At 71.5% G+C, this 17,894-nt stretch carries 14 protein-coding genes; 8 read left to right on the top strand and 6 right to left on the bottom strand.

Annotation, left to right across the window (positions count from 1 at the left end; genetic code table 11):
• Window positions 1-147: 147 nt before the first annotated feature.
• The gene (locus WME79_RS37865; protein WP_272104378.1) at window positions 148-1,092 is read right to left on the bottom strand and encodes a ribose-phosphate pyrophosphokinase; all 945 of its coding nucleotides are present in this window, start codon (window positions 1,090-1,092) and stop codon (window positions 148-150) included.
• Window positions 1,093-1,265: 173 nt separating this feature from the next.
• Between WME79_RS37865 and ribF the strand changes: the two genes are divergently transcribed.
• From ribF to WME79_RS37850, 3 genes are read left to right on the top strand one after another with little or no spacing between them, the layout of a single operon-like run.
• Window positions 1,266-2,267: a riboflavin biosynthesis protein RibF gene (ribF, locus tag WME79_RS37860; RefSeq protein WP_437525187.1), complete on the top strand. Its 1,002-nt coding sequence runs from the start codon at window positions 1,266-1,268 to the stop codon at window positions 2,265-2,267.
• 31 nt (window positions 2,268-2,298) lie between these two features.
• Complete coding sequence (locus tag WME79_RS37855) at window positions 2,299-4,386, top strand: hypothetical protein (RefSeq protein WP_437525185.1); 2,088 nt, start codon at window positions 2,299-2,301, stop codon at window positions 4,384-4,386.
• 58 nt (window positions 4,387-4,444) lie between these two features.
• Window positions 4,445-5,422 carry a hypothetical protein gene (locus WME79_RS37850; RefSeq protein WP_437525183.1) on the top strand — a complete coding sequence of 326 codons (978 nt, stop codon included), beginning with the start codon at window positions 4,445-4,447 and terminating at the stop codon, window positions 5,420-5,422.
• Window positions 5,423-5,458: 36 nt separating this feature from the next.
• Here WME79_RS37850 and WME79_RS37845 read toward each other — a convergent pair whose 3' ends face one another.
• From WME79_RS37845 to WME79_RS37835, 3 genes are all read right to left on the bottom strand, one after another.
• Window positions 5,459-6,463 carry a hypothetical protein gene (locus WME79_RS37845; protein WP_437525181.1) on the bottom strand — a complete coding sequence of 335 codons (1,005 nt, stop codon included), beginning with the start codon at window positions 6,461-6,463 and terminating at the stop codon, window positions 5,459-5,461.
• 41 nt (window positions 6,464-6,504) lie between these two features.
• A complete protein-coding gene (locus tag WME79_RS37840) occupies window positions 6,505-7,920 on the bottom strand; it encodes a protein-disulfide reductase DsbD family protein (protein ID WP_437525179.1) in 1,416 nt (471 codons plus the stop codon).
• A 64-nt stretch (window positions 7,921-7,984) separates the two neighbouring features.
• A complete protein-coding gene (locus WME79_RS37835) occupies window positions 7,985-8,683 on the bottom strand; it encodes a tetratricopeptide repeat protein (protein WP_437525177.1) in 699 nt (232 codons plus the stop codon).
• A gap of 486 nt (window positions 8,684-9,169) precedes the next feature.
• Here WME79_RS37835 and WME79_RS37830 point away from each other — a divergent pair, with 486 nt between their 5' ends.
• From WME79_RS37830 to WME79_RS37810, 5 genes are all read left to right on the top strand, one after another.
• Entirely contained in the window at window positions 9,170-9,592 is a 423-nt protein-coding gene (locus tag WME79_RS37830) for a hypothetical protein (protein WP_437525175.1), read from the top strand.
• Window positions 9,589-9,924 (top strand): hypothetical protein, encoded by a 336-nt coding sequence (locus WME79_RS37825; protein ID WP_437525173.1) that lies wholly within the window; start codon window positions 9,589-9,591, stop codon window positions 9,922-9,924. Before WME79_RS37830 ends, WME79_RS37825 begins: the two co-directional genes overlap by 4 nt.
• A 213-nt stretch (window positions 9,925-10,137) precedes the next feature.
• A complete protein-coding gene (locus WME79_RS37820) occupies window positions 10,138-11,244 on the top strand; it encodes a hypothetical protein (RefSeq protein WP_437525171.1) in 1,107 nt (368 codons plus the stop codon).
• 166 nt (window positions 11,245-11,410) lie between these two features.
• The gene (locus tag WME79_RS37815) at window positions 11,411-13,012 is read left to right on the top strand and encodes a DUF2254 family protein (protein WP_437525170.1); all 1,602 of its coding nucleotides are present in this window, start codon (window positions 11,411-11,413) and stop codon (window positions 13,010-13,012) included.
• A gap of 195 nt (window positions 13,013-13,207) precedes the next feature.
• Window positions 13,208-14,896, top strand: a complete 1,689-nt coding sequence (locus WME79_RS37810) for a serine/threonine protein kinase (RefSeq protein ID WP_437525168.1) — start codon at window positions 13,208-13,210, stop codon at window positions 14,894-14,896.
• Here the strand turns inward: WME79_RS37810 and WME79_RS37805 are convergent.
• Window positions 14,793-15,560, bottom strand: a complete 768-nt coding sequence (locus WME79_RS37805) for a helicase HerA domain-containing protein (RefSeq protein ID WP_437525166.1) — start codon at window positions 15,558-15,560, stop codon at window positions 14,793-14,795. The genes WME79_RS37810 and WME79_RS37805 overlap by 104 nt on opposite strands.
• Before the next feature lie 204 nt (window positions 15,561-15,764).
• On the bottom strand, window positions 15,765-16,505 hold the full coding sequence (locus tag WME79_RS37800) for an FxLYD domain-containing protein (protein ID WP_437525164.1): 741 nt from the start codon (window positions 16,503-16,505) through the stop codon (window positions 15,765-15,767).
• Window positions 16,506-17,894 lie beyond the last annotated feature (1,389 nt).

Below are 17,894 nucleotides of genomic sequence, written 5' to 3'. Positions count from 1 at the left end.
TAGGGTGCGGCGCTATAGCAGAACGGAGAAGAGAAAGTCGAGCCTTCGTCGCCGGAGGGCGCGTTTTGTGTCTTTGGTGTGTTCTGGCGAGGGTGCGCGGGCGACCTGCGTCGCCGGTGCGTCCCGCCGCCGAACGCGCGCGGCCGGTCAGACGAAGAGCGAGCTCACCGAGTCCGAGTGATGAATGCGGCGGATCGCCTCGGCGAGCAGCCGCGCCACCGAGACGACCTTGAATTTACCGGAGGCCCTCGCCTCGTCCGAGAGCGGGATCGAGTTCGTCACCACGACCTCGGTGAGGGGCGAGTCCTTGATGCGCTCGACCGCTGGCCCGGACAGGACCGGGTGCGTGGCGCAGGCGGCGACGCTCCTGGCGCCCTGCTTCATCAGGGCGTTGGCGGCGTTCACCAGGGTGCCGGCGGTGTCGATGAGGTCGTCGAGGATGAGGCAGTGCTTGCCGGCCACCTCGCCGATGATGTTCATGACCTCGCTCTCGTTCGCCCGCTCGCGGCGCTTGTCGATGATCGCGAGCGTGCCCTGGAGGCGCTTCGAGTAGGCGCGGGCCCGCTCCACGCCGCCGGCGTCCGGGGAGACGATGACCACGTCCTTGCCGTAGTGCTCGCGGAGGTGGTGCTCCAGCAGCGCCGGCATCGCGAACAGGTGGTCGAACGGGATGTTGAAGAACCCCTGGATCTGCCCGGCGTGCAGGTCGAGCGCGACGATCCGGTTCACCCCGGCGGCGACGATGAGGTCGGCGACGAGCTTCGAGGTGATCGGCGTCCGCGGCGCGACCTTCCGGTCCTGCCTGGCATAGCCGTAGTAGGGGATGACCGCCGTGATGGAGCCGGCCGAGGCGCGGCGGAGCGCGTCGACCATGATCAGGAGCTCCATCACGCTGTCGTTGACCGGCGAGCAGGTGGGCTGCACGACGTAGGTGTCGACGCCGCGGACGTTCTCCTGGATGACGCAGAACGTCTCGCCGTCCGAGAAGCGCGACACACGCGACTTCCCCATCGGCTGCTCCAGGACCTGACAGATTTCCTGGGTAAGCGGGAAATTGGCGTTGCCGGAGAAGATACTGACTCTCTTGAACACGGCGCGCCTCCAGCCCGTTTCGGGGAGCGCGGCTCTATCAGTCGGACATGGGCACGTCAAGCGACTCTGTACAGCGATCGCTTGGCTGTACGTGCGTATCGTGACGGGCGGCGCTGCTCTCAGGTGCGTCCACCCGCATTTCGTTCGGCGCTGCTTCGGGCTAGGTAGCGGCCGTGGAGTATTTCGCCGCCGCCGCTTCCGGGCAGGGCGGGCGCGCCGCGGCCGGGCCGCGGGGCAGCCTGGTGATCATCGGCAATTTCGACGGCGTTCATCTGGGGCACCAGGCGCTGCTCGCCGACGCGGCGCTGGACGCGGAGCGGCGGGGGCTCGAGCCGGTGGCGCTCACGTTCGCCCCGCACCCTGCGAGCGTCCTCGGCCGGACCCCGCCGGCGACGCTGACGGCGCTGCCGCGCAAGATCGAGCTCATCCAGCGCGTGCAGCCGACGATCCGGGTCGACGCGGTGACGTTCGACCGCGCGTTCGCGGCCCAGACGCCGGAGGAGTTCGTGCGGCGCGTGCTGCTCGATCGGCTCGCGGCGCGCGTCGTCCTGGTCGGCGCGAACTTTCGGTTCGGCCGCGGGCGCGCCGGCGACTTCACGACCCTCGGGCGCCTCGGCGAGGATCTCGGCTTCGAGACGCGATCGCACCCGCTCGTCGGCGACGCCGAGGGGGCCTGGTCGAGCACCCGCGTCCGGGCGGCCCTCGTGCGCGGGGATCTCGAGTCGGCCGAGCGGATGCTGTCGCGCCCGCACATGCTGTCCGGCGTCGTCGCGCAGGGGGCAAAGCGGGGCCGGACGATCGGCTTCCCCACCTGCAACATCGACGAGATCGACGAGGCGCTCCCGCCGTTCGGCGTGTACGCGACGCTCGTCGATCGGGTGACCTCGTCGGGCCGCGCGGTCGCGCTCGCGCGCGGCGTGGCCAACCTCGGCGTCCGCCCGACGGTCGAGGCGTCGAGGCAGGCGCGCCCGAACCTCGAGGTGCACCTCTTCGACGTCGACGAGGATCTCTACGGCGCGGCGCTGCGCGTGCACCTGATCGCCCGGCTGCGCGAGGAGCGGCGGTTCTCCGGGCTGCCGGAGCTCAAGGCGCAGATCGCGCGAGACGCCGAGGCGGCGCGCGCGCGGCTCGCGTCGATCAGCGCGGATCCGGCGGCGGAGGGGGCGTTTCGCTGAGCGGTCCGGCGAGGGTGAGCGAGCGTCGGATGTGGTAGCGTCGGCGGCGATGGAGCGCCGGGAGCTCGACGGGCTGACGCGGGAGGAGCTGATAGCGCGCGCCGAGGGGCTCGGGGTGCCGCGGCCGCGCCTGCTCACGAAGGTCGAGCTCATCGACGAGATCGTGGCGCGCACCGCGCAGAGCGAGCCGGAGCGGGCCCGCCTCCGCGGCTTCCTCGGGCGGGCGCGCGATCTGCTCTCGCGCGTGGTCGAGCGGGGCCTGCACATGCCGGAGACCGCGCGCGCGCTGCGCGGCGAGGTGCCGCCGGAGCAGTGGCCGCCGCCCCCGCCCCCGCCCCCGCCGCGGTCCACCACGACGCTCGCCGAGATCTATGCGTCCCAGGGGCACACGGACCGCGCCATCGCGATGCTCGACGAGATCCTCGCGCGAGCGCCGGAGGACGAGGACGCGCGGCGGCTCCGGGAGAGGCTGATCGAGAGCGCGGCACGCGGGCAGGGGGCAGGCGTGGAAGCGCGGGGCGCGGCCGCGGAGGATGCGGACGCGGAGGATGCGGACGCGGAGGATGCGGACGCGGAGGATGCGGCCGCGGAGGAGGCGGACGCGGAGGAGGCGGAGAGCGCCGCCGCGGAGGCTTCCCCTGCTCCGTTCGCGCGGGACGATGGCGCGACCGAGCCACGCGGGGCCGCCATCGCGAGCGAGCACCAAGGGCAGCCCGGGCCCGTCGCCGGAGTGCCTGGCGGCGTTCCGGTGCAGCCTCCGGGAGATCCTTCGCCTGCAGGTGCCGAAGCGACGGCGTCGCCCGTCGCCGCGGGGGTGGCGCTGGGTCTGACGGCGGCCTTGCGCGACGAGCGGGCGGAGCTCCCGGCGCGGTATGACGTCGACGAGATCGTCGGTATCGCGGTCGATCACGAGACGATCTACCTCTACTGGGAAGTGCGTCCCAGGACGCTCGCGCGAGCGCGGGCGCGTCGCCCGGAAGGGCAGCTCGCGATCCGCCTCGTCGCGGTGCTCCCGAGCTGGGAGCGGCCCGTGGTTGAGCAGCGCGATCTCGCCATCGACGCGCTCTTCGGGGACATGTTCGTGCGCGACATCCCGTCCGGCGCGAACCTTCGTATGTGCACGGGCTGGCTCGCCGGCGAGCTGTTCGAGCCTTTCGCGGTTGGCCTCGAGGTCGCTGTGCCACGCGCGTTGCCGGCTTCGCCGAGGCCGTCCTCGGAGGAACCACCGGCCTCTGCGCCAGCGCTGACGGGCGAGGCCTCGGAGGAGCTACCGGCTTCTGCTCCAGCGCTGGCAGGCGAGACCTCGGGGGAGCGTCCGGCCTCTGCGCCGGAACTGACGAGCGAGATCCCGCCGGGCAACCCCACTGCGGCGATGAACGTCGCGGAGCGGCGCCTCGAGGGTGACGTCGGCGATGCGGCATCCCCGGCGCTTGACGCGAGCGCCGCGGGGACGGCATCGCTGTCGATCCCCGGTGCCAGCGGAGAACACGGCGAGCCTGTGGCCGTGGTCGGCGCGAGCGGAGGCTCGGTGACCACGGCCCTGCTGGCGTCGAGCGCGCCGGTCGCCAGCGGTGACGCAGACGTCGAGGCGGCTGCGGCGGCGGTCGTCACGAGCAGCGGCGTGGAGCCTGCTGCGCCGGCCACGATCAGCGACGTGGCCGCCGAGGCCGTCCGAGCGGCCGCGCCTCACGACCTCGAGTCGGTCGCGGCTGGGCGCAGCGCGACGCTCGTCGCAGAGCCGACGCTCGCGTTGCCCGACCAGGCGCCGGCGCGCTTCTCCTCGGGAACGGCGCCGACGCCGGAGGAGATCGCGCAGGCGGTCGCGGCGACCCGCGGCGCGGCGAGCCAGGGACCAGCCCGTTTCCCGTCAGGAACGGCGCCGACGCCGGAGGAGATCGCGCAGGCGGTCGCGGCGACCCGTGGCGGTTCGAGCGAGCTGCTCCGACGCAGCGGTCCGCCTCACGCCAGCGAGGCGCTCCGGCGCACCAGCGCGGAGCGGGGCCGCTCCCCGGGCGCCGGGCCGGGCCTTGGCGCTGAGCGGGGCCGATCCCTGGGCGGCGGAGCGGAGCTCTGGCGGAGCTTCGCCACACGGGCGCGCACGCCTTCGCGGGGCCGCTGAGCGAGCCGGCCGACCCGTCGCACGCAACTCGCGACGCGCGGCGGTCGACCCACCTCGCGTGCACCCGAACCACCGATCCATCGCAAGCTCCGCTCTCTTCCTCCTCGGCGCGCTCGCCTGCGCCCTGTTCACGTGGCAGGCGCGCGCCGAGCTCCCCCTCGACGACGAGCCCACGGCGCTCGACCCGCGCGTGGACCGCCTGGACACCCAGCCCCACGAGCTCTGGGCTGCGTCCCCTGGCAGCGCGCAGCCGTTCTGGCTCGCGGTGGAGCTCGGGATCGCTCGGCTCGAAGGCGGCGAGCGCTCCCTCACCGGCATGCTGCTCGCGAGCATCCCCCTCGAGCGGCTATCCGCCCGCCCTGGCGCGCTGTCTCCACCGTCCGCCGTCGCCGAACCTGCGGCGCCTCGGCTGAAGCCTGCCCCCGCGACCCCGAGCCCGCCACGCGCGGCGCCGGAGATCGAGCTCCAGGAACCACCTCCGCCCGCGCAGCCAGCCGAAGCCGAGCCGCCGCTCCCGCTGCCGGTCCGGGTCACGCCGGCGATGGCCCGCGCGATCGTCGAGGCGGCGCTGCGGCGATCCCGCCTCCTCGATCCCGAGGCGCGCATCGACGCGATCGCGTCGCGCGCGCGGACGTCGTCGCTCTTCCCGGAGCTCCGGCTCCGCGTCTCGCGCCTCGTCGATGAAGCGGAGAACCTGGCCCCAACGGAGTACGATCCGGCGCGAAGGACGGCGTCCGGCGGCACGAGCCTGTGGCTCGAGGCGCGCGCGACGTGGCGGCTCGACCGGATCGTCTTCGCTGACGAGGAGATCGCGCTGGAGCGCCTCCGCCGCGAGCGCGCCGAGCTGCAAACGAAGCTCACGGCGCGCGTGCTCGAGCTGCTCTTCGCGTGGCAGCGCGCCGTCGCGCTCGCGGCCGATCCGGGCCAGAGCCCCGAGGAGCACCGCGCCGCGACGCTCGCGGCGCTCGAAGCGGAGGCGTCCCTCGACCTGCTCACCGGCGGCTGGATGACGCGGTGGCGTGCTGCGCGCGAGTGAGCCCGCGTGCCTCCGCCCGCGCAGGGCGCCCGCGCGCTAGAGGATGGTCTGCGAGAGCGTGACCGTGCGCCTGCCTGTACCGGCGTCTCCGTCGGGATCGGTCACCGTCACCTCGACCTCCACGACCTTCCCGAGCAGCTCCTCGATCTTCCGCTCGCCATCCAGCCGGAACCGCAGCCCGGCGAGCTTGCAGAAGCCGCCTTCGTCGGGATCCAGGGTGAAGATGACCTCGAGCGGCTCGATCGCATAGCCGAGCTCGGGCACGAGGCCGCTCACCACGGTAAGCGAGCCGGATCGGCGCAGGTTCTTGAGCCGGATGGCGACGAAGATGTGGTAGCCGCCTTGAGGCCCAGCCTCCACTTGGACCTCGTCGAGGTCATCGAGCGGGAAGTAGTCGGCCTGCCCCTCCCCGACGATGACGACCGGTTCCCCCCCGGCGGCTGGCTTGCAGAGGTCCGGCTCCGCGCCCGCGTTCCACGAGGTGCTGAAGGGCTCGAGCTGCCGGGGATCCACGTCGGGGGCGCTGCAGCCGCCGGCCACGCAGGTCTGCGGCGCCGGGCACGTGGCCGCCCCGGGCGCGACGACACACTCCTGCTCGAGGCGCACCCGGAGCAGCAGCGTGCGGCCGCCGATCACCCGGGTCGACGCGGTGCGGGTGAGCAGCGGCCTCTCGGCGTCTTCCGCTCCGAACGCCTCCAGGGAGATCTCCACGGCCGTGCCATCCTCGAGATCGCTGAAGAAGAACTCCCGCGGGAAGAACAGTTGCCCGTTCTTCTGCGCCAGCGCGTCCTCGTGGACGACGTCTCCGTCGGCCCGCAGGACGACGCGCAGCAGGTCGATGTCGGCGCCTGCGCGGAGCTCGCTCGTCACCCCGAACACCACGGTCCCGGTGGTGGGCCCCGGAGCGCCGCAGCCTGCGACGAGCAGGGCGCAGAGCGCGAGGGCGGCGAGCAGGAAGGGGCGGAGGTTCGTGGCGGCCTGGCCCCAAGGGGCGCGGCGCCCTTCGCTCCCTCCTCGCGGTGTTCGGTCCTCGTGGGCCATGCCGACGGCGTGTGCGGCGCGCTGCTGCCAGGCGCAGCGCGCTACTGGATGCCTTCGATCGCGGCCAGGAACACGTCCGGGCCGACGAAGTCGTTGAAGCGCTTCCGCTCGGCCCCGGTGGAGTCGTACAGCACCACCGTGGGCAGGCCGACGACCTTGTACTTGCCCTTCACCGCGTCGATCTGCGGATCCTCGTCGTCCGTCGCGTCGACCTTCACCGCGACGAAGTGCGCCGCCTTGGCCATGACACGGGGATCCGAGAAGGTCTCCTTCGCGAGCTGCTTGCAGGCGCCGCACCACTCCGCGGTGAAGTCCACGAGCAGCGGGCGTCCTTCCGCCTTCGCCTTGGAGACGGCCACAGGCTCCTCGTGCAGCCACGTGAGCTGCGGCGACACGGCCTCGCCGGCCACCGCCGACGGGACGGGCGAGGCGAGCTTCGGCAGATCCAGGCTCGCGACGAACAGGAAGCTGCTGGCCACCGTGAGCGCGATCCCGACTCCCTTGCGGGCCTTCACGCCGGCGCCGCCGTCGTCCCAGGAGAGGTGCACCGCGCCGAGCGCGAGGCCGACCGCGATGAGGCCCGCCATGACGGCCATGAACTGCGGCGTGGGCTGCGCGAGCGACGACAGCGCCGGGAAGGTCGTCTTCAGGAAATAGAGCGCGACGACCATCATCACGATCCCGAAGAACGACTTCACCCCCAGCATCCACTTGCCGCCCTTCGGCAGCGCGAACGCGAACGCGCCGACGAGCCAGAACGGCAGGCCGAGCCCGAGGGAGAAGGTGGCGCCGACCAGCGCGCCGAGGCCGACATTCTGGGTCTTCCCGATCCAGAGAATGATGCCGGTGAGGACGGGCCCGGTGCACGGCGCAGCGACGAGGCCGCTCACCAGACCGAGCAGGAAGGCGCCGCCGTAGCCGATGCCCCCGACCTGCGAGAGCCGCTGCATCAGGGTGTCCGGCAGCGTCATCTCGAACGCGCCGAACATGGACAGCGAGAGCGCGATGAACACCCCCGCGATGCCGACGATGACCCACCTGTTCGAGAGCACGCCGCCGAACAGGCTGCCGGTGAGCGCCGCGGCCACGAGCATCGTCGTGAAGAGCACGACGATCCCGAGCACGAAGCTCGTCGAGAGCAGCATCGCCTCGCGCCGGGACTTCGCCTCTCGCGCCCCGAAGATGCTCACCGTGATGGCGATCATCGGGTACACGCAGGGGGTCAGGCACGTGAGCAGCCCGCCCGCGAGCGCGGCGAGCGCGGCGAAGAGCGGGCCGGCCTCCAGACCGCGGGTGAAGAGGTCGCGCGGATCGTCGGCCAGCGCGATCGCCGGGGACGCGAGCGTGGCGAGCGCGACCAGCGCCGAGAGCGCGGGTCCGAGCGCGCCGCGTGCGCCGCGTGGGAGACCCGCCGGCGCGGCGCCGGCGCTTGCCTTGAAACGAGTCGAAGCGGTCATCACGAAGGTTCTATAGCAAAGCGATCGGGGTCGTGCGGCGGGCCGCCGTCCGTTCAGGCCGGCATCAGCGTTCCGCGAGGGACGCGAGCGTCCGGCGCGCCGCCTCGATCTCCGCGCCGAGCGCGATCGCGACCGCGGCCCTCCCCGAGGTGCTCCGCTGGACGAAGGCTTCCAGGTATTTCTTGGCCTCGTCCCAGCGATGGTCGAAGTAGGCCATCTGCCCGAGCACGAACCGGCCGTAACCCTGGCCTGCCGGCACCTCCGAGAGCCGATCGATCAGCGCGCCGAGCCCCTCCACCGCCTTGCCGCTCTCGCACTGCACGACGGCGAGGTGCCCCTGGTAGAGCGGCTTGTCCCGCGTGCCCCAGCGCGCCGCGCGCGTGAGCGCGCCGATCGCCTCGTCGTACCGGCGCGCCAGGTGATACACGCTGCCCAGCGTCCACCAGTGGAACGCCCTCCGGCTCGCCGGCCCCGTGCGCGCCGCCAGCCGGAGGTGCCCGACGGCCCCCTCGATGTCCCCGAGGGCCTGCTTCGCGCGCGCCGCGTCCTGGTGGGCGACGTCGCTCAGCACGCCGAGCGCCAGGATCTGCTCCGCGACCTCGGCTGCCCGCTCGAAGCGGCGTGTCTCGAAATACGCGAGGTAGAGCTGCCGCAGCAGCATGGCCTGCGTCGTCCTGTCGAGCGGCCCCCGGAGCGACAGGCCCCGCCGCGCCCAGATCGCGCGCGACCGCGGGGTCGCCGCGCCTAGCGCGCGCCGTAACATCTCCTCCGCGGTCAGCGCCGCCGCGGCCGCGCGCCGTCGCGGCGCATTGCTCGGCCGTTTCTCTCGTGGAGCGTCGGGGCCAGCGTCATTCCCGCTGCCTGCAACGGACTGCGCCGTCGCTTTCGTGCGTCGCCGCGTACCCCCGGAGCCCGTACGGACGGATCGAGCGCCGCCCACGCTGTCACCGTGCTCGCTCGCCTTGCGCACAGAAAGCAATTCTAACAGACCTGCACACGCGTTCCAGCAATACGCGACGTTTCCATCTTGACTCGGGCCAGATGGCTGGCAGGCGGCTGGTTGTGGACGACGGCGGGGGTGCCGGCTGGGGTTGGTCGTGCGCCGCTCCGGGCTGTCGGCTTCGGCTGGACCTTGTTGCGCCCCATCGAGCGTGGCGCCATCGTCGCGGCCATGCGTCGCCGTCCTGGCTCAACTTCCCTTCAAAGGAGGCGGTATTCCGTCTCCACGGTTTCCAGCAACCTGGGTCGGGTGCTCAACCTGGGTCGGGTGCTCAACCTGGGTCGGGTCTTCAACCTGGGTCGGGTGCTCAACCTGGGTCGGGTGCTCAACCTGGGTCGGGTGCTCAACCTGGGTCGGGTCCTCCGGGTCCTCCTCTCCTCTTGGCCCGCGCCATGCTTGGCCTTGCTCGCCGGCCTGCCGCTCCTGGCCGGGTGCGGGCACCCGGCGAGCCGCGACGAGTGCGAGGCCATCTTCCGGAGGAGCGCCGAGATCGAGCTCCGGGCGCAGAACGTCGTCGACCCCAAGATCGTCGAGGAGCGCACGGCGGCGGTGCGGGACGCCCGCGGCAAAGAGCTCATCGACAGGTGCGTCGGGCGCCGCATCACCGAGGCTGCGATGGGGTGCGTCCGGCAGGCAACGACCCCGGAGCAGGTCGATAAGTGTCTGGAGTGACGCGCCCCGCGGCCCGCGCCGACGTCCTGGCAACCCTGGCGATCGTCCTGCTGGTGCTCGGTATCCTTGTGGGGCGCGCCGCGCTCCGCCGCGCCGCTCCACGCCCGTCCGCCGAGGCGTGCGCCGCGCTCCTCGATCGGTACGTCGAGCTCGTCCTGCGCGCGGCCAACCCCGAGCCCGCTGCGTCCCAGGTGGCCGAGAGGACTGCGATGGCGCACGCGGCCGCCGGGGAGCGCGGCTTCGTCCGTTGCGAGGCCGACCTCACCCAGGCGGAGGTGGCGTGCGCCCTCCAGGCGGGAACTGCGGACGACCTGGAGCGCTGTCTGCCCTGACGCGACCAGCGCGCGGTCCGCGGAGGACCAGCCCCGACATGCTCCCCCACCGCGGAGGCGGTGAAGGAGCGGCGGAGGAGCGGCGGGGGAGCGTGAAGGGACGCCGGCGCGCTGCGAATCGTTCCGGGCGCGCCGCGCTGTGATAGTCTCGGCCGTGGCGAGCGCTCCCCGCTGGCGCGATCTCCTCACCTCCCCACCCTCGGATTGCCTGTCGTGAAAGCCCCGTCGCCCTTGCTCGGCTTCAACAACAACGTCCGGCATAAGGGGCGGTTGTTCCACATACAGACTGAGGACTCGGGCATTCGCCATCCTCACATCATCACGCACCTCTTCGCCGACGGCGGGCGCATCCTCAAGACCACGAAGACCTCGTACGCGGAGCACGTCGGTCAGGCCTCGCTCGCGGAGACGGTTCGCGGCCTCATGAAGGAGCAGCACAAGGCGATGTTCATCGCCCTGCGCGACGGTCACTTCGACTACCTCTTCGACGACACCGCCGCCCCGCCCGTGTCCGCAGGCGCCGTGTCCGCAGGCGCCGCCCTCGCCCCGTCGCATCCGGAGGCGAGCAAGGCCGCGCGGACGTCGTCGCCGTCGTCGCCCGAGGTGACGGGCGCGCCGAAGCCGCCCCCGCCGTCCCGGCCCCTCACGCCGCCCGTCATGCCCGAGGCGTCGCCCCGCCCGAAGCCGGCAGCCGCGCCGACGCCGGCGCCGAGGCCCGCCGTGCCGCCCGCAAGGCCAGCCGCCGCGCCCCTCGCCGCAGCGCCGCGCGCCCCGGCGGCCGAGCCGGCGCCCGCTTCGGCCAGCGGGCGCCCCCGGCTCGAGCTCGATCCCGTCGCGCTCCAGGCGCTCAGCAGCGGGCGCGCGGCCAGCCCGCTCGCCGGCAGGGCCGTACGCCCGGCGTCGCCCGCGGAGATCAAGCCCGAACAACCGTCCATCGATCTCGATCTCGACGCGCTGGAGCGCGCCGCCGCCGAGGCACAGACGCCGTTCTTTCAGCAGATCCAGGACCTCCCGCCGCCGCCTGCGTCGGTGATCGGGCGGCGGGCGGAGTCCGCGGCCTCCGGCGCCGGGGTCTACAGCAATGTCCACCCCGAGCAGCCCGTCGCGCCACCCGCGCCCCAGGTCGCGGTCGAGCATTTCTCGGGTGGCCCTGGCTCCGGCCGCTACGCGGCCTCGCGCCCGGCCAGCATCTTCGCGACGAACCGGCCGGCGGAGGGCGCCTCGATCTTCGGTGAGGACCTGATCAGCGAGAAATCGCTCGACGAGGTGATCCTCAGCTACCTCGCGGAAGATCTCGACAGCCCCCCGGAGAAGAAATAGCCGGGCTGCCGCCTGGCGTGGCGGACGCGTGGAGCAGGTGCGTGGGGGGCAGCGTGGAGCGGCAGAGCAGGCGGGTCGACCAGCTGGTCGACCCAGCGGCGGTCACCTGATGAGACCCGATCGGACCGCAGACGACGCCGAACGACAGCGTCGCAGGGGCGCGACCATGGTCCGCATCTGGCTGCGGCCGATGTCGTATCTCCTGGGCGTCAGCGTTGCGACCCTCGCCGTGGTCCACCTGCTCGACGTCGCGCGACACCAGAACGCGCACCTCTCGCTCTGGGAGGTGTTCGCGCGCATGTCGCCGGGCGACGCCGAGCACATCATGAGCGGCATCGGCGAGGTCATCGCCGCCATCCTCGGCATCGTCATCACGGTCGCGTCCATCATCGTGCAGCTCGCCGCGAACCGTTACACGCCGCGGATCACCGAGATGTTCTTCCGCGACCGGACGAACATGGTCGTGATGGGCTTCTTCGTCGTCAGCGCGGTGTTCTCGCTGTGGGTCAACTTCTCGATCCGCGTCGGCGAGGGCGGCCCGACCGAGGACGTCTTCGTCCCCGCCTACGGCGTCCTCGTCACGATGGGGCTGCTCACCGCGAGCCTGCTCATGATGGCGCCGTACTTCGGGTACGTGTTCGACTTCGTCGAGCCCGACAACGTGGTCCGGCGGATCAAGACGAGCGGCGTCGAGCAGGCGCTCCGGCCCGCCGGCGGGGAGAGCGACGGCGAGGTCGACGAGCGTCGGGTGACGGCGCTCTCGTCGCTGGAGCAGCTCGCCGACGTGGCGCTCAACGCGATCGACCAGAAGGACAAGGGGATCGCGTCGAAGACGATCGACTCGCTGTCGGAGCTCGTCGTCGCGTACCTGCCCCACAAGGCGACGCTCGATCCGCGCTGGTTCCAGATCCGCGATCGCCTCGCGAAGGACACGGACTTCGTGAGCATGAACGCCGAGGCGCTCGGCAAGCTGTCGACCGCGCGGACCTGGCTCGAGTACAAGGCGCTCCGCCAGTTCTTGATGGTGTATCGCGAGGCGCTCACGGCGATGCCCGACCTCATCACGCGCATCGCCATCGACACGCGCTACATCGGGCAGACCGCCATCGCCGCTGGAGACCGGGCGGCCGTCGCGGTCGTCGTGAAGTTCTTCAACACCTACATGCGCAGGTCGCTCAACGCGAAGGACATCGCCGCGGCCTACAACAACCTGAACCAGTACCGCTACCTCGCGGAGGAGCTGCTCAAGGCGGGCTGGGGGGATCAGGTCCTCGAGATCGCGCGTCATTTCAAGTACTACGCGCAGACGGCGCACGCGATGGGGCTCGCGTTCCTCACCGAGACCGTCGCGTTCGATCTCTGCGTGGTCAACGAGCGCGCGTACGACCTGCACGCACCTGCCCGGGACGAGCTGCTCCAGCTCTTCCTCGAGGTGGACAAGGAAGCGGAGCTCGATCAGCAGGAGCCGTCGCTCCGCGGCGTCCGCAAGGCGCAGGTCAAGCTCGCCACGTACTACCTGCAGAAGGGTGAGGAGGGGCTCGCGCGGAAGATCTACCGCGACATGCGCGACGAGCGGCCCGACAGGCTGCGCTCCATCCGCGCGGAGCTCCTGGCCGTGACGAGCAACGAGTTCTGGGAGATCAACGACCGGGGCGCCGTGTTCGAGTACATCGAGCCCGAGCGGCGCCAGCTCATCCACCGCTTCTTCGAGTGGTTCCCGGCGACGACCATGCGGGAGCCGATCCGCGAGGAGCACACGCAGGAGTGAGCGAGGCGTGAGCGGCGCCCCCTCGGTGAGGCGGAGCCCAGTCCACACAGGCTGGATCTGCGTCGGGCATCGACGCGGTGATTCCTGCGGCGCGCGGGCGGCGGTAGGATCGGGCATGCCTTGCTTGCACCCTGTCCACCCCGAGCAGGAGGGCTAGCCTCGACGGAGTCGAGATCGAGCGCTGCACACCACGAGATGCCCGCCTCCCGCCCGCGTCGCAAGAACGCCGAGTCCGATCCGCCGCCGGCGCTGTTCGCCGGCAAGTACCGGCTCATCCGGATGCTGGGCAAGGGCGGGATGGGGGAGGTGTGGCTCGCCGAGGAGGGGCCTCCCGACGCCCGGCGCCACGTCGCGCTGAAGCGGCTGGTCGCGAGGCCAGGGCTCGGCGAGAGCGCGAGGGAGTCGTTCTTCGCCGAGGCCCTGGTGATCGCGCGGCTCGATCACCCGAACGTCGTCCGGCTGGTCGAGTTCGGGGAATTCGAGGGCTCGGTGTACCTCGCGCTCGATTACATCGACGGCCCTGCCCTCGATCGCGTGCTCAAGAAGGTGGGCGCGTTCTCGCCGCGCGCCGTGGCCTACCTCGGCCGGGAGATGGCGAGGGCGCTCGAGGCGGTGCACAGCCTGTGCGAGGACGAAGGGCAGAGCTACGCGGTCGTCCACCGCGACGTCTCGCCGTCCAACATCCTGATCGGGCGGGATGGCCGCGTTTGCCTGACCGACTTCGGGGTCGCGCGGATACCGGGCCTCGCGGACGAGCAGTCCGAAAGCAGCGTGTTCAAGGGGAAGCTCCCGTACATGCCTCCGGAGCAGGCGCGCGGGGAGCCGTTCGACGGGCGCGCGGACGTGTTCTCCCTGGGAATCACGCTCCTGGAGGCGCTGCTCGGCAGCCGGGTGCGCAAGGCCGAGACGCAGAGGCAGCTGATCATGGGCGTCGCGTCGATGCCGATCCCGCGCGCGCGCGAGCTCCTGCCCGACCTGAGCGCGCGGCTCTCGGATGCGCTCGACGCGGCGACCGAGTTCTCCATCGAGAAGCGGACCGCCAGCGCGGGCAAGCTGGCCGGCGATCTGGAGCAGGTGCTTCGCGAGATGGGCCAGGGCGCCGAGCAAGAGGCCCGGAGCGAGCTGAAGGAGCACGTCGAGGCCTGCATCGCGAGGACGGGCTCGCTGAGCGGCGCCGGTTACCGCGCGTCACCGTCGCTCCCTCCGGAGAGCGCGCCGAGGCAGAGCTCGCCGGGCGTCGGGCGAAAGGCGCCGGCGGTCGGGACCACGTCTGCTGACCGCAGGTCGGTCCGCCCCTCATCGCCCGATGGACGGCACAGCGTTCCTGCGGCGGGCCGGAGCGACGCTCCGCTCCCTCTCGGCGCCGCGATGGGCTCGCTCTCGGTGCAGTACCTCGATTTCGACGGCCCGGACGATGTTCCGCAGCGCCCGCGCCCGCACGCGATGCCGACCACGCCGGAGGGGGAGCTCCAGCGAGGGCTGGCCACGGCCGATGCTGCAGAGGGTGTTGCTCCCACGGCGAGCAGGCCGCCTGGAGCGAGCACGCCGCCTGTCGCGAGCAGGCCGTCTGGAGCGAGTACGCCGCCTGTCGCGAGCAGGCCGTCCGGAGCGAGTACGCCGCCCGTCGCGAGCAGGCCATCCGGAGCGAGCAGGCCGCCCGTCGCGAGCAGGCCATCCGGAGCGAGCAGGCCGCCGGCAGGCAGCGAGCCGATCGCGGTGCCAGCAGTGCACACCGGCGGGGACGTGGCGCCTGGTGAGGGGCCCGCGTCGTCTACGGGGCTCAGCGCCGAGCAGCTGCGGCGTAAACGGACGATCTTCTATGCAGGGCTGTTCGTGCTCGGGACGCTGGCGACGATCCGCCTGATCTTCGTTTCCTACTGCTAGCGCAGCTCGGGCGGCACCTGCGCGCCGCGAGGTTGAGCTGGCTCATGAGCTCCTTCGAGACCGCCTGCGTGCGCTGGCTGGCGACGACGAGGAGGACGCCGCGCTTGCGGCCCTGCTTGGCGAACCGGTGCAGGAGTTCGGAGGTGAGCGACGCGCCCGATTGCGGCGCGAAGATGTGCACCTCCTCGATCACGACGGCCGCCGGGGCGCGGCGCTCCGATAGGAGAACCCAGAGCCGCTCGAGGAACGGGAGCGCGGCCTCTTGTTGCGAGCGGTTCGTCGGTTGATCCGACAGATCGACGATGAGGCCGAGCCCTTCGTCGAGCACCCGCGCGAGCGCGATCTCCGCCGCGCGCTCACCGGAGGGCAGCGGCAGGTCCGCGTGGGCGCCGCCGAGGACGAGGGCGCGGAACCGCTCGCGCAGCGTGTAGAGCTCCCCCTCGGGATCGATCGCGACGACGGGGATGCCGGCCGCGAGCAGCTCCTCGCAGAGGACCCCGACGCCGAAGCTCTTGCCCCGGCCGGAGGAGGCCCAGATGCCGACGCGCAGCCCGGTGCGCGCGTAGTCGGAGAGGTCGAGCTGGTAGAGCCGTCGCAGAGGGAGAGGATGGGGCTCACTGGGTCGCTTCGGGCCGGGGGTCGGATCGGCGCGCTCGTGGTGCACTGTAGGTGAGCGTGCGAGCGCATGGGAGGCGAGGGCAGCGTCGCGGCGGAGTCAAAGGCCACAGGGCATGTCGAGCCTCTCTGCGATCGGGTGCGACGCGCGCTACGGGCTCATCGGCATCGTTCGGCCCGCTGCGGCGTACTCTCCTGCGCCTCATTCGCCTGCCCCCGGCCGAGCCCGTATCACACGACCCTGCACCCCCCTTCACGGAGGAACAGAAACCGTCGGATAGGCGACGTAATCGACGCCGACATCGTCCACGGTAGTCGTCTCGAAGGTCCAGGTCCCGCCAGGCGGAATGTCGGCAGCCGCGCTGCTCGTCGCCATGCCCAGCGGCCGTCCGACGCGATTCACCGGGAAGACCGTTATCTTGGGGTCACTCACAGCCACATCGAGTCGGTTCTCGAGCGTGCCCGTGTAGGCGCTCCCGGCGCCCCTGCTGGCGGTCTTCACCTCGCTGACGGTGACGGCATCGACAGGGACCACGTCCACGGCGAAGGCCGGAAACCTGTGCTTCAGATACCCGAGCTCCTCGATCACGAGTTCAACGGGGAGATCCGCTGAGCCAGTCATCGCGATCTCGCCCGGGGCGATGCAGGGAATCATCACGCCAGAGCCGTCGTCCAGCCGATAGAGCCGACCGCTGAGCAAGCTGCCGCCCCAGGTGGTCACGAGCTGATCGGCCTTGTCGATGAAGTAAACCATCAGGCCGGCGTCGCAGGACGGGGTCTCCCCGTCATTTCTGACAGCGGCGTAGAGCTCGGGGCCCGTCGCCCCCTGCACCAGGGTGAAGGCAACCAGCTTGAGCCCAGCCCCTTCCTCGTCCATGTCGCTGCTGGACAAGCCTTCCGGCTCGAAATGCAGGCCCTCGCCGGGGTCCCCGTCCATGCCGCCCCCGCCCGTCTCCGAGCCGCTCGAGCCAGCTCCCGCCTCGCCGCCGCCCACGCCCCCGCTGCTCGCGGTCCCGCCGGCTGGCAGGAGGACTCCACCGCTCCCCGACGAGCCGCCACTGGCAGGTTCCCCGCCGCTGCCGGGCCGGCTCCCGCCAGCGCCCACCGCATCATCGACGGGGCTCCCCGAGCATGCGAGAGGGAGGGCGAGAGCGACGGCCCCGATGACGGCCAAGGACTTCGATTGCATCGTTGTGGAGGCGAGGGGCGGGGAGGCGGGTTTCCCGAAGGCTCACGCTAGCGTCACACCGTCATCCAGGCAAGCGCCGACCCTCTGGAGCTTGGAGAGCGAGTGTTCAAGTCCACAAGCCCACGACGCCACGACGACGACACCGAGTCTTCATCCGCGGTAACCCCGCGTTCTCAGCGGCCGCCGGCCGAATCCCCTCGACGAGCGACCCGATGCGCCCGGCCGATACCCGCACATCATTGACCCCAACGCTCGGTCGAGCGGGGCCGCGCGCCCGCGCGCCCGCTCTCGCGAAGGCCCCGCAGGAACGGGAGGCCGCGCCCTTCCCCTGAACCGCGTCGACGACGTCGCGAGCCAACCCGGCTTTCCGAGCCAGAAATGACCGCCCTGACCGCAGATGACCCGATTGACGTGGTGGCCCTCACGTTGGGTGATGCGGCGCGTTGTCCACGAATGACACGAGGCTTGGAATGCCATGGTTGCACATTTGGGGACCTACTGGATTCGTGAGGCCCGTGCGCTCGCGCAAGAAGCGCCGGCCGCTCGCGGCCGAGCGAGCTCTCGTCGAGCACTCCTTAAAGGTGGCAACCGGCTGCTCGACACCGGCGACTGATGCTCCGTTCCCATTGGCGCTATCCAGCAGGGTTGCACGTTGCGGGCGCGCTTTTTTTGTTTGAGATATCGCGCGGATGGAGCTCTATCTAGAGGAAGGTTAAATCGCCCGCGCGGCTGGCGCGCGCAGGGCTCAACGTCAACGTCAACGTCCACGGCGAGCTGCGGCGTCATCCATGGGCACGGCGAGACACATACCGCGACCGTCGACGGCACCTCGTGCGATGTCGTGGTCCACGCGTTCTCTCCACTCCGCGGCGCTTGCGCTCGACGAGGCGGCCGAGGAGAGCGTGCTTATGGCTCTGACCGCCGCGCCGCGCCGCGTCGCAATGACGCGCTTGGCGGCCCCTGCAGTGGTCCGCGGGCGTCGCTGTTCCGCAGCGAACTCTGCGTCCGCGCGCCAATCGGGCAGCTTCTCGAGGTCGAAGAGGGCACCAGGGCGCCGCTCGTACGCCGGCGTTTCACTATCACGTCTCCAAAGGAAGCGGTCGGCCAGACGCGCGTGATCTCGCGGATGGCGACCCTCGGGCTGATTCATAACTTTTGATCCGCTCCCATGATCACTTCGGCGCGGACCGGGAA

The organism is Sorangium sp. So ce726, assembly GCF_051521405.1.
Lineage (GTDB): Bacteria > Myxococcota_A > Polyangia > Polyangiales > Polyangiaceae > Sorangium.
Note: the sequence above shows the minus strand (reverse complement) of the source record. Positions and strands in the feature narration are given on the sequence as shown.

Coding starts and splice junctions, on each gene's coding strand:
- WME79_RS37845 (WP_437525181.1), bottom strand. CDS start 6,463: ATGGCCCACGAGGACCGAACACCGCGAGGAGGGAGCGAAGGGCGCCGC.
- WME79_RS37840 (WP_437525179.1), bottom strand. CDS start 7,920: ATGACCGCTTCGACTCGTTTCAAGGCAAGCGCCGGCGCCGCGCCGGCG.
- WME79_RS37835 (WP_437525177.1), bottom strand. CDS start 8,683: ATGTTACGGCGCGCGCTAGGCGCGGCGACCCCGCGGTCGCGCGCGATC.
- WME79_RS37815 (WP_437525170.1), top strand. CDS start 11,411: ATGGTCCGCATCTGGCTGCGGCCGATGTCGTATCTCCTGGGCGTCAGC.
- WME79_RS37810 (WP_437525168.1), top strand. CDS start 13,208: ATGCCCGCCTCCCGCCCGCGTCGCAAGAACGCCGAGTCCGATCCGCCG.